The organism is Aeromonas sp. 25-AL00135 (genome assembly GCF_054052385.1).
Genome location: NZ_JBSTYQ010000008.1, coordinates 1 through 13,987, shown reverse-complemented (window position 1 = coordinate 13,987; position 13,987 = coordinate 1). Strand labels below are relative to the sequence as shown.

The 13,987-nt window shown below is 58.5% G+C and carries 9 protein-coding genes; 6 read left to right on the top strand and 3 right to left on the bottom strand.

Translation table 11 applies throughout. The annotated features are described in order from the left end of the window. Window positions 1-46: 46 nt before the first annotated feature. On the top strand, window positions 47-2,329 hold the full coding sequence (gene pflB, locus ACW5XC_RS09025; RefSeq protein ID WP_005352571.1) for a formate C-acetyltransferase: 2,283 nt from the start codon (window positions 47-49) through the stop codon (window positions 2,327-2,329). 156 nt (window positions 2,330-2,485) lie between these two features. Then, window positions 2,486-2,920, top strand: coding sequence for a YcgN family cysteine cluster protein (locus tag ACW5XC_RS09020; protein WP_075112995.1), 435 nt, complete (start codon window positions 2,486-2,488; stop codon window positions 2,918-2,920). A 247-nt stretch (window positions 2,921-3,167) separates the two neighbouring features. Here ACW5XC_RS09020 and ACW5XC_RS09015 read toward each other — a convergent pair whose 3' ends face one another. Beyond that, entirely contained in the window at window positions 3,168-4,784 is a 1,617-nt protein-coding gene (locus ACW5XC_RS09015) for a peptide ABC transporter substrate-binding protein (protein ID WP_042052867.1), read from the bottom strand. A 382-nt stretch (window positions 4,785-5,166) separates the two neighbouring features. Between ACW5XC_RS09015 and fbp the strand changes: the two genes are divergently transcribed. Then, a complete protein-coding gene (gene fbp / locus ACW5XC_RS09010; RefSeq protein ID WP_005351317.1) occupies window positions 5,167-6,201 on the top strand; it encodes a class 1 fructose-bisphosphatase in 1,035 nt (344 codons plus the stop codon). Window positions 6,202-6,448: 247 nt separating this feature from the next. On the opposite strand, the gene mfd is transcribed toward fbp, so the two are convergent. Further along, on the bottom strand, window positions 6,449-9,916 hold the full coding sequence (mfd, locus tag ACW5XC_RS09005; protein WP_178378366.1) for a transcription-repair coupling factor: 3,468 nt from the start codon (window positions 9,914-9,916) through the stop codon (window positions 6,449-6,451). A gap of 55 nt (window positions 9,917-9,971) precedes the next feature. Continuing rightward, on the bottom strand, window positions 9,972-10,547 hold the full coding sequence (locus ACW5XC_RS09000) for a hypothetical protein (RefSeq protein ID WP_042052865.1): 576 nt from the start codon (window positions 10,545-10,547) through the stop codon (window positions 9,972-9,974). 76 nt (window positions 10,548-10,623) lie between these two features. On the opposite strand from ACW5XC_RS09000, the gene ACW5XC_RS08995 reads away from it, so the two are divergent. The 3 genes from ACW5XC_RS08995 (at window position 10,624) to lolE (ending at window position 13,896) form a co-directional block, all read left to right on the top strand. After that, window positions 10,624-11,859: a lipoprotein-releasing ABC transporter permease subunit gene (locus ACW5XC_RS08995; protein WP_040068101.1), complete on the top strand. Its 1,236-nt coding sequence runs from the start codon at window positions 10,624-10,626 to the stop codon at window positions 11,857-11,859. A 97-nt stretch (window positions 11,860-11,956) separates the two neighbouring features. Continuing rightward, window positions 11,957-12,655 (top strand): lipoprotein-releasing ABC transporter ATP-binding protein LolD, encoded by a 699-nt coding sequence (lolD, locus tag ACW5XC_RS08990; protein ID WP_042052863.1) that lies wholly within the window; start codon window positions 11,957-11,959, stop codon window positions 12,653-12,655. Next, window positions 12,655-13,896, top strand: a complete 1,242-nt coding sequence (lolE, locus tag ACW5XC_RS08985) for a lipoprotein-releasing ABC transporter permease subunit LolE (protein ID WP_005345089.1) — start codon at window positions 12,655-12,657, stop codon at window positions 13,894-13,896. The genes lolD and lolE overlap by 1 nt, the downstream gene beginning before the upstream one ends. The last annotated feature ends 91 nt before the right edge of the window (window positions 13,897-13,987 follow it).

Below are 13,987 nucleotides of genomic sequence, written 5' to 3'. Positions count from 1 at the left end.
GGATGATTGCGGGATACTACATCAATACCGTGTGAGGTAATGAAAAATGGCAGAACTTAACGAACAGTTCCAAAAAGCATGGGAAGGCTTCGCGGCCGGTGAATGGCAGACCTCTGTCAACACCCGTGACTTCATCCAGAAGAACTACACCCCGTATGAAGGTGACGAGTCCTTCCTGGCTGGCGCGACCGAAGCGACCACCAAGCTGTGGGACAAGGTCATGGAAGGGATCAAAATCGAGAACCGCACTCATGCGCCGGTCGATTTTGATACTGACCTGCCCTCCACCATTACCGCACACGATGCCGGTTATATCGATCAGAGCCTGGAGCAGATCGTTGGTCTGCAGACTGACAAGCCGCTGAAGCGCGCCATCATCGCCAACGGCGGTATCAAGATGGTTAAAACTTCTTGCGAAGTGTACGGTCGTCAACTGGACCCGATGGTCGAGAAGATCTTCACCGAATACCGCAAGACTCACAACCAGGGCGTGTTTGACGTTTACACCAAAGACATCCTGAACTGCCGTAAGTCTGGTGTTATCACCGGTCTGCCGGATGCCTACGGCCGTGGCCGTATCATCGGTGACTACCGTCGTGTTGCTCTGTACGGTGTTGACTTCCTGATGGCCGACAAACTGGCCCAGTTCAAGTCCCTGCAAGCTGACCTGGAAAACGGCGTCAACCTGGAAGCCACCATCCGTCTGCGCGAAGAGATCTCCGAGCAGCACCGTGCCCTGGCACAGATGAAGGTGATGGCTGCCAAGTACGGTTGCGATATCTCCGTACCGGCCAAGAACGCTAAAGAAGCCGTACAGTGGACCTACTTCGCCTACCTGGCGGCAGTCAAGTCCCAGAACGGTGCTGCCATGTCCTTCGGTCGTACCTCCAGCTTCCTGGATATCTACATCGAGCGTGACCTGCAAAAAGGCCTGATCACCGAGCAAGAAGCCCAGGAGCTGATGGACCACATGGTCATGAAGCTGCGTATGGTTCGCTTCCTGCGTACTCCGGAATACGATTCACTGTTCTCCGGCGACCCGATGTGGGCGACCGAGACCCTGGCTGGTATGGGCGTTGATGGCCGTACTCTGGTCACCAAGAACAGCTTCCGTATGCTGAACACCCTGTACACCATGGGCCCGTCCCCTGAGCCGAACCTGACCATCCTGTGGTCCGAGAAGCTGCCGGTCGGTTTCAAAAAGTACTGTGCCAAGGTATCCATCGAGACCTCTTCCGTTCAGTACGAGAACGACGATCTGATGCGTCCGGATTTCAACAACGATGACTACGCCATCGCTTGCTGTGTATCCCCGATGATCGTTGGTAAGCAGATGCAGTTCTTCGGTGCTCGTGCCAACCTGGCCAAGACCATGCTGTATGCAATCAACGGTGGTATGGACGAGAAGCTCAAGATCCAGGTCGGTCCGAAAACCGAGATGGTCAAGTCCGAGTACCTCGACTACAACGACGTAATGGATCGTCTGGACCACTTCATGGATTGGCTGGCCAAGCAATACGTTGCTGCGCTGAACATCATCCACTACATGCACGACAAGTACAGCTACGAAGCCTCTCTGATGGCGCTGCACGACCGTGACGTATATCGCACCATGGCGTGTGGTATCGCTGGTCTGTCCGTAGCCGCTGACTCTCTGTCAGCCATCAAGTACGCCAAGGTCAAGCCGATTCGTGACGAAGATGGCGTTGCCATCGACTTCGAAATCGAAGGCGAATACCCGCAGTTCGGTAACAACGACGCTCGCGTCGATGATATCGCCTGTGACCTGGTTGAGCGCTTCATGAAGAAGATTCAGAAGCTGAACACCTACCGTGGTGCTGTTGCTACCCAGTCTGTTCTGACCATCACTTCCAACGTGGTATATGGCAAGAAGACCGGTAACACCCCGGATGGCCGTCGTGCCGGTGCTCCGTTCGGCCCGGGTGCAAACCCGATGCACGGTCGTGACCAGAAAGGTGCTGTTGCTTCCCTGACTTCCGTAGCCAAGCTGCCGTTCGCTTACGCTAAAGATGGTATCTCCTATACCTTCTCCATCGTTCCGAACGCACTGGGTAAAGATATGGAAGCCCAGAAAGCCAACCTGGCTGGCCTGATGGACGGTTACTTCCACCACGAATCCAACGTAGAGGGTGGTCAGCACCTGAACGTTAACGTGATGAACCGTGAAATGCTGCTGGACGCCATGGAAAACCCGGAGAAATATCCGCAGTTGACCATCCGCGTATCCGGTTATGCCGTTCGCTTCAACTCTTTGACCAAAGAGCAACAGCAAGACGTCATCACCCGTACCTTCACTGCTTCTCTGTAATCGAGAGATAGTGAGCAAAAACCGGCGCCAAGGCGCCGGTTTTTTTATGTTTGGTTTTTATTGCTAAAGAACTCCGTGGGCCATGCCAACCTTGAAATTCAGGGTAACAATAGGTATAACCACGCGTTTGAGAAGGCATATTAAGTGAACGGTATGATGCAATCCTCCTTTTGGCAGACCAAGAGTCTGCAGCAGATGACTGAATCCGAGTGGGAATCCCTCTGCGATGGTTGCGGTAAATGTTGCCTTAACAAGCTCATTGATGAAGATACAGATGAACTGGTTTTCACCAATGTGGCTTGTAACCTGCTCAATACCAAGACCTGCCAGTGTTCCGATTATCTTAATCGCTTTAAAAAAGAGCCTGACTGTCTGCAGATAACTCACGACAAGATTGCCGAATATGATTGGCTCCCCTCTACTTGTGCCTATCGTTTACTGGCTGACGGGGATACTCTGCCAGAGTGGCATCCGCTGCTGACCGGCAGTCGCTCTGCCATGCATCAGGCAGGTCAATCTGTACGTGGCAAAGTGGTTCACGAGGAGCAGGCTGGTGAGTGGATTGATCACATAATCACTTGGGCCAGTTGAGCCAAGCGATCAAGTGCAATGTGGCCTTATCTAGAAGCTGAAAACGTCACCCATTTTTAGCTTGTGTTTTCTACCTCAAAACCCCCGATATAGCGTATCGGAGGTTTTGTCGTTGAGAAGGCGGTTCTGGCGTTCGCTTGTTGTAGATATCAGCGGTCCAACTCAGATTACCTGTGCTTGAAGCTGCCTCTCTTGACCATCACTACAACAAAGGTCAGCAAGTCTGGTTGATCTGTTCAGTCAGTGTCTATTGGGCAACCAGATAGAGCTCCTTGCTGTAGACCACATCCTGCGGGTTAAGGTGGGGGTAGCCTTTCACGAAAGGCTTGAGCAACCTGGATTTGACCGAGAAATAGATGGGGGCGATGGGGGCATCCGCATCAATGAGTGCCTCTGCCTGTTGATACAGGGCATTGCGTTCAGCGGGATCCAGCGAGTCGTGGGCCTTGGCCAGCAGGGCGTCGTACTCCTTGTTGAACCACTTGCCGCTGTTGGCACTGCTGCTGGAGGTCATGATGTCGAGGAAGGTGGAGGCATCGTTATAATCCCCGTTCCAGCCATAGCGGCTAACCCCGAAATCCCCCTCGTTGAGTGCCGAGACCATGGTCTTCCACTCCATGTTGTTGAGGGTGGCAGTGACCCCCAGGTTGTGTTTCCACATGGAGGAGACGGCCAGCGCAATCTTTTTGTGGCTCTCGTTGGTGTTGTAGAGAATGTCCACTGTGAGTGGCTTGTCCGGGCCATATCCCGCTTCGGCCAACAGGGCTTTGGCTTGCTTGATCCGCTCCTCTTTGCTCTGCAGCTGGCTGGCCGGTTTTTTCAATTCAAAACCGTCCACAATGGGGGGCGTGAAGCTATATGCGGCAATTTGTCCCTGTCCCAGGATCTTGTCGGTGATGGTCTCCCGGTCGATGGCGAGCGAGAGCGCCTTGCGTACTTTCGGGTCATCGAACGGTTTGCGCTGGGTATTGAAGACATAGTAATAGCTGGCCAGCGTGGGGACGCTGACCAGTTCTTCCGGGCTCTTGCTCCTGAGCTGTTTGTACTGCTCCAGCGGATAAGTGGTGTAGTGCAGTTCACCGGTGCGATAGCGGTTGTAGGCGGCGGTTTCGGAGACGATCTCCAGATAGATCACCTTGTTCAGGACGGTGTGTTGGTTGTTCCAGTAGTGGGTATTGCGCTCGGCACTCAGCCGCTCGTTGGGAGTCCACTCCTTGAGTACAAAGGCACCGTTGGAGACGATATTGCCCGGTTTGACCCAATCCTTGCCGAATTTTTCAATGGTGGCCTTGGGGGCCGGGAACGTGGTGTAGTGGGCCAGCGTCTTCAGGAAGAAGGGGACCGGATTTTTCAGGGTGACCTGCAGGGTGTGGTCATCGAGCGCCTTGATCCCGAGCTCTGACGGGCTCTTCTTGCCCTGTGTCACCTCGCTTGCATTGACCACTCCGGTCAACTCGATAAACCAGGCGTAGTTGGAGGCCGTCTTGGGATCGGCCGCCCGTTGCCAGCCGTAGACATAATCGGCGGCAGTGACCGGTTCACCGTTTGACCACTTGGCCTCGGGCCTCAGTTTGAAGGTGTAGACGGTACCTGTCTTGTCGACCTCGTAGCTGACGGCGCCTGCTGGTTTGATCTTGCCGGTATTATCCAGCTCATAGAGCCCTTCAAACAGATCGTTGACGATGGCACTACCGGCGGTCTCTTCTACCAGCTGGGGGTCGATGGTGGTGGGTTCGGTGCCGATATTGGTCACGTAGATTTGTTGGGCATCCGGCAGCAGCTTGGTACCGGCAGGCACCTGGGCAGCCCAGGCGGGAAGGGCAAACAGTCCGGCTACCATGCCGGCAATGAGAGTCTTGTTCATTGATAATCCTTGAGTTTTATTTGCTTCCAAAGCGAAATCAGTGTGCTGGATTGGCGATCGGATCTCAAGAGGTAATGGCTGAGGGAACTGCAGGCCCATCAGACTCCATTTTTAATGGCCAAAGGCCAGTCAGCTCATGGCTTGCCGCAGGTTATTGCCACGAATTAAGAGGCGAAAAGTTATCGATTGAAACCGAATAAAAAGCGCCTTTTACCATAACGTGAGGCGAAATAGCCTATTTAATAGGCCGCTTAATTCGCTGCAAAAACAAAAAACAGGCGTTACATTAGGTTACAAATCAAGGCCGCCGGTGATCGGCATTTTTTTTGCCGATGCCTGCAAACGTTTTCAATGCCAACGGATGCGATCTAAAGGAACAAAAATGCGAAACATGATCACCATGGGTGAGTTCATCGTCAAAAAGCAGGCGGATTATCCTACCGCGACCGGCGAGCTGACCTCGTTGCTGAGCTCGATCCGCCTTGCTGCCAAGGTGGTGAACCGGGAGATCAACAAGGCGGGACTGGCGGATATCATCGGTTCCATGGGCGCTGAAAACGTACAGGGCGAGGTGCAGCAGAAGTTGGATGTTTATGCCAACGAACGCTTCAAGGCGGCGCTCGAAGCGCGCGGCGAGGTGTGCGGCATGGCTTCGGAAGAGGAAGAGGACTTCGTCGCCTTTGACTCACCGCTCTCCAAAAACTCCAAGTATGTGGTGCTGATCGACCCGCTCGATGGCTCCTCCAATATCGACGTCAACGTCTCGGTCGGGACCATCTTCTCCATCTACCGCCGTTTGAGCCCGCAGGGTTCGCCGGTGACCCTGGAGGACTTCCTGCAACCGGGCAACCGTCAGGTCGCCGCCGGTTATGTGGTCTACGGCTCCTCCACCATGCTGGTCTACACTACCGGCTTTGGCGTCAACGGCTTTACCTACGACCCCTCCATCGGTTGCTTCTGCCTCTCCCACGAGAACATCCGCATTCCGGAAGAGGGCAAGATCTACTCCATCAACGAGGGCAACTACATCAAGTTCCCGGACGGGGTGAAGAAGTACCTCAAATATTGCCAGGAGCGGGACGAGGCGACCCACAGACCTTACACCTCCCGTTATATCGGTTCCCTGGTTTCCGATTTCCATCGCAACCTGCTCAAGGGTGGCATCTACATCTATCCGTCCGGCACCAACTCCCCGAACGGCAAGCTGCGTCTGCTCTATGAGTGCAACCCGATGGCGTTTCTGGTGGAGCAGGCTGGTGGCAAGGCCTCCGATGGCTTTGGCCGCATCATGGATATCCAGCCCACCGCACTGCACCAGCGTACCCCTTACTTTGTTGGCTCGACCAAGATGGTGGAGCGGGCAGAGGCCTTTATGCGAGAGTTCTCCGCCCATGAGGATCCAGCCAACCAGTGCTGATCGTCAGAGGTGTAGGTTGGTGCTGAGCACAGCGAAGCCCGACATTTACCGGTGCGATTCCCTCTCCCCCCTGGGATAGGGCAGGGTGAGAGGAATGGTTTTCACTGCCCCCCTCATCCCCGACCCTTCTCCCACAAGGGGAGAAGGGAGACGCTAGTCACCAGCCAACGTAAACAAAACGGGAGCCGATATGGCTCCCGTTTTAGTTGGCATTATCTCTCTGGCTCGACGCCAGCGTTGCAGAGACTCACAGGCTGTTGTTGGCCAGATCAGCCAGCAAACCATCCACCAGTTTCAGGCGCATGGCTCTGTCCTGAGTCGGCACCTGGAAACGCAATCGGGTCGGCCCGTCCATCTTGTAGACCCGTGGCTGGCTGGAGAGCAGTTTGACCAGATAGGCCGGATTGACCTTGGTCTCCTGGGTGAAGTCGAGATAGCCGCCGCGCTCGCTCATCTCCACCCGGCGAATGCCAAGGGCGGTGGCACGCTGGCGGAAAGCGGCCAGCTCCAGCAGGGTTTTGGTTGCCTCCGGCAAGAGGCCAAAGCGGTCGATCAGTTCCACTTTCAGCTCCCGCAGCTCCTGCTCGTCCGCCGCGCTGGCGATCCGCTTGTACATGGAGAGGCGCATATTGACGTCCGGAATATAGTCATCCGGCAACAGCGCAGGCAGGCGCAGCTCCACCTCGGTGTGCTGGCTCATTAGTTGCTCCAGCGACGGCTCCTTGCCATTTTTCAGCGCCTCGACCGCCTGCTCCAGCATCTCCATATAGAGGGTGAAGCCGACCGATTCAATCTGGCCGCTCTGATCGTCGCCGAGCAGTTCGCCCGCGCCACGGATCTCCAGATCGTGGGTCGCCAGCGCAAACCCGGCGCCGAGATCTTCGAGCGAGGCGATCGCCTCCAGCCGCTTGGCCGCATCCTTGGTCATCAGCTTGGGATGGGGGGTGAGCAGGTAGGCATAGGCCTGATGGTGAGAGCGGCCAACCCGACCCCGCAGCTGGTGCAGTTGGGCCAATCCCAGGTGATCCGCCCGATCCATGATGATAGTGTTGGCGCTCGGTACGTCGATACCTGTCTCGATAATGGTGGTGCAAACCAGCAGGTTGAAGCGCTGGTGGTAGAAGTCAGACATGATCCGCTCAAGGTCGCGCTCGCGCATCTGGCCGTGGGCGATGCCGATGCGGGCCTCTGGCACTAATTCGGCAAGATCGGCGGCGCACTTCTCGATGCTCTCGACATCGTTGTGCAGGTAGTAAACCTGACCGCCACGCTTCAATTCCCGCAGTACCGCCTCGCGTACCACCGCCGGTTCGTGCTGGCGTACGAAGGTCTTGATGGCGAGTCGCTTGGCGGGCGGGGTGGCGATGATGGAGAGATCCCGCATGCCGGACATCGCCATGTTGAGGGTGCGCGGAATAGGGGTGGCGGTGAGAGTGAGGATATCCACATCGGCCCGCAGCGCCTTGATCTTCTCCTTCTGGCGCACCCCGAATCTGTGCTCCTCATCGACGATGAGCAGTCCCAGATCCTTGAAAGTGAGTTCGGAGCCGAGCAGCTTGTGGGTGCCGATGATGATGTCCACCTTGCCTTCGGCCAATTCTTTCATCACAGCGCTCTGCTCCTTGGCGGAGCGGAAGCGGCTCAGCACCTCGACCCGCACCGGCCAGTTGGCGAAGCGGTCGCGGAAGTTGTCGTAGTGCTGTTGCGCCAGCAGGGTGGTGGGCACCAGCACGGCAACCTGCTTGCCGCCGTGCACCGCCACAAACGCCGCCCGCATCGCCACTTCGGTTTTGCCAAAACCCACGTCGCCGCACACCAGTCGGTCCATGCTCTTGGCCTGACACATGTCCCCCAGCACCGCATTGATGGCGTTGAGCTGATCGTCGGTCTCCTCGAACGGGAAGCTGGCGGCAAACTGGCGATAGGCCTCTTTGTCGTGCTTGAAGGCAAAACCGGCGCGAGCGGCGCGATGAGCGTAGACATCCAGCAACTCGGCTGCCACGTCGCGCACCTTCTCCGCCGCCTTGCGCCGCGCCTTGCTCCAGGCTTCACCGCCGAGCTTGTGGCTGGGCGGGTTATCAGAGCCTGTATAGCGGCTGATAAGGTGCAAACTGGTAACCGGCACGAACAGCTTGTCGCCGCCGGCATATTCAAGGGTCAAAAACTCGGTGGGCAGGCCACCGGCGTCGATGGTTTCCAGTCCCAGATAGCGGCCGACCCCGTGATCCAGATGGACCACTGGCTGACCCTGGGTCAGCTCGCCCAGGTTTCTGATCACCGCATCGGAGCTCAGGTTCTTGCTCTTCTCCCGCGCTCGTTTGCTGCGCACCTTGCCGCCCAGCAGTTCGGTCTCGGTGATCAGCGCCAGTGGATCCTGACCGACCTCCTGCCACAGGAAGCCACGCTCAAGCGGTGCAACCAGCAGGCCGTGGCGATCCGGGCTCGCCATAAAGGCGTCGAGAGAGGGGAATTCCTTGGGGTGCAGCGAGATACGCGCCAGCAGATCGCCGAGCACCTCCCGCCGCCCCTCGGATTCCACCGCAAACAGGGTGCGCCCGGCAAAACCTTGCAGGAACTGGTTGAGCGCCAGCAGGGGTTGCTCCTTGCTGTGATCGAGTTGCAGATCCGGCAGCGCCGAGATGGGCAGATCATGCTGACCGACATCACCGGCGGTAGCGGCCTCTTGCAGCCGCACCGCGCCATATCTGCCCAGAGAGGCAAAGATCTGCTCCACCGGCAGATAGAGCTGGGCCGGTGGCAGCAGGGGGCGGGTGTTGTCCCAGCGTCTGTCTTCATAGCGCTGGCCGATGTCGTTCCAGAAACGCTGGGCGGCGGGGTAGATGTCCCCCACAGTGAGCAGCAGGGTCTCTTCCGGCAGATAGTCAAACAGGCTGGCGGTTTGGTTGAAGAAGAGCGGCAGATAGTACTCGATGCCGGCGGGCCAGCGTCCCTTGCTCACCTCCTGATAGACGGAACCCTCGGCCCGCGACAGCTCGAACTGCTCGCGGAACTGGCCGCGAAACAGTTCGATGGCTGCCTCGTCGGTGGGGTATTCCCGGGCGGGCAGCAGGCTGACCGTCTTGACCGGTTCGCTGGATCGCTGGGTCTCGGGATCGAACGGGCGGATGGAGTCCACTTCATCGTCGAAGAAGTCGATGCGATAGGGGCTGCTGCTGCCCATGGGGAAGAGATCGAGCAGGGAGCCGCGGGCGGCAAATTCGCCATGTTCCAGCACCTGATCCACCGCCACGTAACCCGCCTCGGCCAGCCGCCCGCGCAGCTGTTGCAGGTTGAGGCGCTGACCGGCCTTCACCATCAGGCTGTATTTGTCGAGATAGACCCGGGGGGCGCAGCGCAACATCAGGGTGGAGATGGGGACAATCAATACCCCCTTGCTCATTTGCGGCAGCTTGTAGAGAGTCTCTAGCCGCTGGGAAATGATGTCCTGATGAGGAGAGAAGGTGTCGTAGGGCAGGGTCTCCCAATCGGGGAACAGCAATACGGGGGCGGACTGATCGTCCAGTTGCTTGCCTGCCAGCAAATACTGTAGCTCCTGCTCCAGGCGCAGGGCGCTCGGGGTATCTGCGGTGATAAGCAGTACCGGCCCCTTGGCTTCACTGGTGAGACGGGCTGCAATCAGCGAGAGGCTGCTGCCGACCAGCTGGCCGAGCGTGATCTTTTGGCCCGCTTTGGCGGGCAAGGCGGGGAGTGTCATTGGCATGATTCGATTCTTTTAACGTTGACGTTATCTATCGCGACGTTCGCTCTGGTTAGCGCTGACGCTCTTGGGAGCGCAGTTTGAGCTGTTTCGATTGCACGTGGAGGCTGGCACGAACCAGCAGTTCGCGGTCATCTTCGCGGATCCGCACATAGTCGAGCTGCACATGGGTGCCATGTTCACCGCCGTCGAGCTGTTTGACCTGGCCATAGCAGTAGATCGCTGCCGCCTCTTCCCGCAGGAAGATCTTGAGGCGCACTATCTGGTGCAGGTGCGGCGCAGCCCCGTGATCATGATAGGGGTGCAGGTAGGTGAGCTGCCCAGCTCCGAAGCGCAGGGTGTGAAAGCGCTGCTCCGGATGGTCCTGCAGGGAGAGCACATAGCCCATGATCATGTCGATCTTGCGGGACTGCTGATTGACGATCTCGATCAGGTCGTGCATCGACTCGTTCTGGTTGCGCAGCAGGCGAGTGGTCACCAGATCGATGGAGGTAATGGCCGAAGAGATCCGAAAGGGCTCCGGCAGCTCAGCGTCCAGCTCCTCCAGAGAGGGGAGGTGGAAGTCGGCCGGCATGGGGATCACATTGACCGGCGTGGCATGAGTGACGCTGAAGAACTGTTCCTGCATGGAGGCTATCCCTTGTTGTCATGGACGGTTTCCCTTTATTATCCGGTATCTTATTTTGTTGGCAACGTACATATCCTTGAAGACCGGACTTTTTCAGCCCCTTTCGCTGGCCATCGGCCTGCGTTATGCAGGCTCGAAGCGCAGCAATCGCTTCGTCTCATTTATCTCCCTGTTCTCTACCTTTGGCATTGCCATCGGGGTCGCCGCCCTGATGGTGGTCATTTCGGTGATGAACGGTTTCGAAGGGCAGCTCAAAGGGCGCATCCTCGGGGTGATCCCCCATGTGGTGGTGACCAATCAGGCTGGCCGTATTGATGCCGACCCGCAAGGCTTGCCGGATCTGGCCAAATTACCCCATGTGGTTGCCTCGGCCCCCATGCTCGACAGCGAAGGAATGCTGCAAAGCCCCGGCCAGCTGACCGGGGTGAGCGTGCAGGGGATCGACCCTGCAAAGTGGCCCAAGGATGACATCCTCCATAGCCAGATGTTGGGGGGGCGCCTCGATACCCTGCAGGCGGGTCACTACCGCATCGTGCTGGGGCAGGGGGTGGCACGCCGCCTTAATGTCTCCATCGGCGATCAGGTTCGTCTGATCCTGACCGAAGGGACCCGCTTCACCCCGTTTGGCCGGGTACCGGCCCAGCGCCTCTTTACCGTCTCCGGTATCTTCGGGGTCGGCGCAGATGTGGATAACCAGATTGCGCTGATCGCGCTTGGGGATGCCCAGCGACTGCTGCGCCTGCCGACAGAAACCGTCGGTGGCATTCGCCTCTGGCTCGATGATCCCTTTGCCGCTGACGAGGTGATCAAGACGCCGTTGCCTGATGGCTTGCTGTGGCAGGATTGGCGCCGCGAGCGGGGCGAGCTGTTCCAGGCGGTCGCTATGGAAAAACGGATGATGGGGCTGATGCTGGTGCTGATCATCGCCGTCGCTACCTTCAACATCCTCTCCGCGCTGGTGATGGTGGTGACGGACAAGGAGGGCGAAGTGGCCATCCTGCGCACCATGGGCATGAGTGAATCGGGGATCGTCAAAATCTTCATGGTGCTCGGCGCCTCCAGCGGGGTGATTGGCGCCCTGTTTGGCGGACTGGCGGGCCTGGCGCTCTCCTTGGGTCTCAACCCCCTGCTCAATGCGGTGGGGCTCAACCTCTATATGGCGGCGGGCGGCAGTGGCCTGCCGGTGATTGTCGAGCCGGCTCAGGTCATCACCATTTTGCTGGGCGCCGTGCTGCTGAGCTTCAGTGCCACCCTCTACCCGGCGGCCCGCGCTGCGCGGGTGAAACCGGCCGAGGCGCTGCGTTATGAGTAATGCCGTGAATAATACATCTTCTGTTGTTACCTCCGGTGCGAGTACCGGCGTTGTTACTGGTGCCTCTGTGGTCACTGGCGTAAGTGGAGCCCCTGTTATGAATGAAGCCGTATCCCGTGAACCTCTGCTGCACTGCCAGGCGCTCAATCATGTCTATAAAGAGGGGGAGCTGGAGACTCAGGTGCTCAAGGGGATCGATCTCTGCGTTGCGCCCGGTGAAATGCTGGCGGTAGTGGGGAGCTCCGGCTCCGGCAAGACCACTCTGCTGCATCTGATGGGGGCGCTGGACAACCCCTCCAGCGGCGCCGTGCTGTTCAAGGGTGAGGATATCCACCACTGGGACAGCCGTACCCAGGCTCGCTTTCGCAACCGCGAGCTGGGCTTTGTCTACCAGTTCCACCACCTGCTCTCCGAGTTCAGTGCGCTGGAAAATGCGGCCATGCCGCTGCTGATCGCCGGTGAGTCGGTGGCGGTTGCCACCGAAAAGGCGACCAAAATGTTGGGTAGAGTGGGGCTCTCCCATCGCTTGAATCACCGTCCCTCCGAGCTCTCCGGTGGCGAACGTCAGCGGGTGGCGATCGCCCGGGCGCTGGTCAACGAACCGAGTCTGGTGCTGGCGGATGAACCTACCGGCAATCTGGATCACGCCAGTGCCACCGCGGTGTACGAACTGCTGTGTGAACTGAACCGTGAACTGGGCACTGCGTTTGTGGTGGTGACCCACGACTTGAGCCTGGCGGCCAAGCTCCATCGCCGGGTGACCCTGGTGAGCGGCGTGATGGCGGAGGTTGCCTGATGTTCAAACCGCTGCCCCTCTTTCTGGGCCTGCGTTACAGCCGCTCCCGCCGTCGCAACGGGTTTATCGCCTTTATCTCTGCCTCTTCCCTCATCGGTATTGCCCTCGGGGTGATGGCGCTGATCCTGGGCCTCTCCGCCATGAATGGTTTCGAGCGGGAGCTTAAAGATCGAGTGCTCTCCGTGGTGCCGCAAGGTGAGCTGGACGCCGTCGAGCGGCCGCTGCCGGACTGGCCACGTCTGCGTGACTACCTGCTGGCCCAGCCGGGCGTTGAGGCGGCCGCGCCGGTCATTCGCCTCAATGGCCTGCTGGAGCACGGCTCCGCCCTCAAGGGGGTGCAACTGCGCGCCGTGCTGCCCGATCTGGAAGCCAATCTGTCGGATGCGGGCAAATACATGACGGGCCGCGGCCTGCGTGAGCTGCAACCGGGTGAACGTGGGGTGATCCTCGGCAAGACCATCGCTGACAAGCTGGGCGTCAAGGTGGGGGACTCGGTCGCCCTGCTGCTGCCGCAAGGGGGTGATCAGGCGGGGATCAAGAATCCTCGGCGCGAAGCCCTGACCGTGGTGGGGCTGCTGGAAATTGGCGGTCAGCTCGACGGCCTGCTCGGCTTTATGCATCTGGCCGATGCGCAAGCGATCACCGGTATGGGCAGCGATGTGGAGGGCTTCAGCCTGCGGGTGAGCGATGTGCTCAAGGCGCAATCCATCACCGTAGCCGCCGCGCAGCAGTTCCCCCATCACGTCTATATCCGCAGCTGGATGAACAGCCAGGGTTATCTCTATCAGGACATCCAGATGGTGCGTACCGTCATGTATGTGGTGATGCTGATGGTGGTGGCCGTCGCCTGCTTCAACATCGTCTCCACCTTGGTGATGGCGGTGAACGAGAAGCGCAGCGAGATCGCCATCCTGAAGACCATGGGGGCGAGCCCCGGTCAGATCCGGCTTACCTTCGTTATTCAGGGGATGGTCAACGGCGTGGCCGGTGCCCTGCTCGGTGCCCTGCTGGGCGGGCTGCTTTCGAGCAAGCTGACCCAGATCTTGAGCGTTGTCGAAAAGCTCATCGGCCACCGCTTCCTCAATCCGGATATCTACTTTATCGACTTCTTGCCGACCGAGTTGCATATGCAGGATCTGCTTATCGTGACGGGCGCCGCCATCCTGATGAGTCTGGTGGCGACCCTCTATCCCGCCTGGCGGGCGAGCGGTCTGGTACCTTCCCGCGAGCTGGGTCACTGATGCGCCGCATCTAATGCGCCATAAATAACGAAGGGCCCCCCCGGGGCAACCCGGCGGGCCCGGGGGTGTTGGGGGGTGTTTGCAGGGGTTT

Excerpts from the sequence above, each read along its gene's own strand:
- pflB (WP_005352571.1), top strand. The coding sequence starts at position 47 with ATGGCAGAACTTAACGAACAGTTCCAAAAAGCATGGGAAGGCTTCGCG.
- ACW5XC_RS09020 (WP_075112995.1), top strand. The coding sequence starts at position 2,486 with ATGCAATCCTCCTTTTGGCAGACCAAGAGTCTGCAGCAGATGACTGAA.
- ACW5XC_RS09015 (WP_042052867.1), bottom strand. The coding sequence starts at position 4,784 with ATGAACAAGACTCTCATTGCCGGCATGGTAGCCGGACTGTTTGCCCTT.
- fbp (WP_005351317.1), top strand. The coding sequence starts at position 5,167 with ATGCGAAACATGATCACCATGGGTGAGTTCATCGTCAAAAAGCAGGCG.
- mfd (WP_178378366.1), bottom strand. The coding sequence starts at position 9,916 with ATGACACTCCCCGCCTTGCCCGCCAAAGCGGGCCAAAAGATCACGCTC.
- ACW5XC_RS09000 (WP_042052865.1), bottom strand. The coding sequence starts at position 10,547 with ATGCAGGAACAGTTCTTCAGCGTCACTCATGCCACGCCGGTCAATGTG.
- lolD (WP_042052863.1), top strand. The coding sequence starts at position 11,957 with ATGAATGAAGCCGTATCCCGTGAACCTCTGCTGCACTGCCAGGCGCTC.
- lolE (WP_005345089.1), top strand. The coding sequence starts at position 12,655 with ATGTTCAAACCGCTGCCCCTCTTTCTGGGCCTGCGTTACAGCCGCTCC.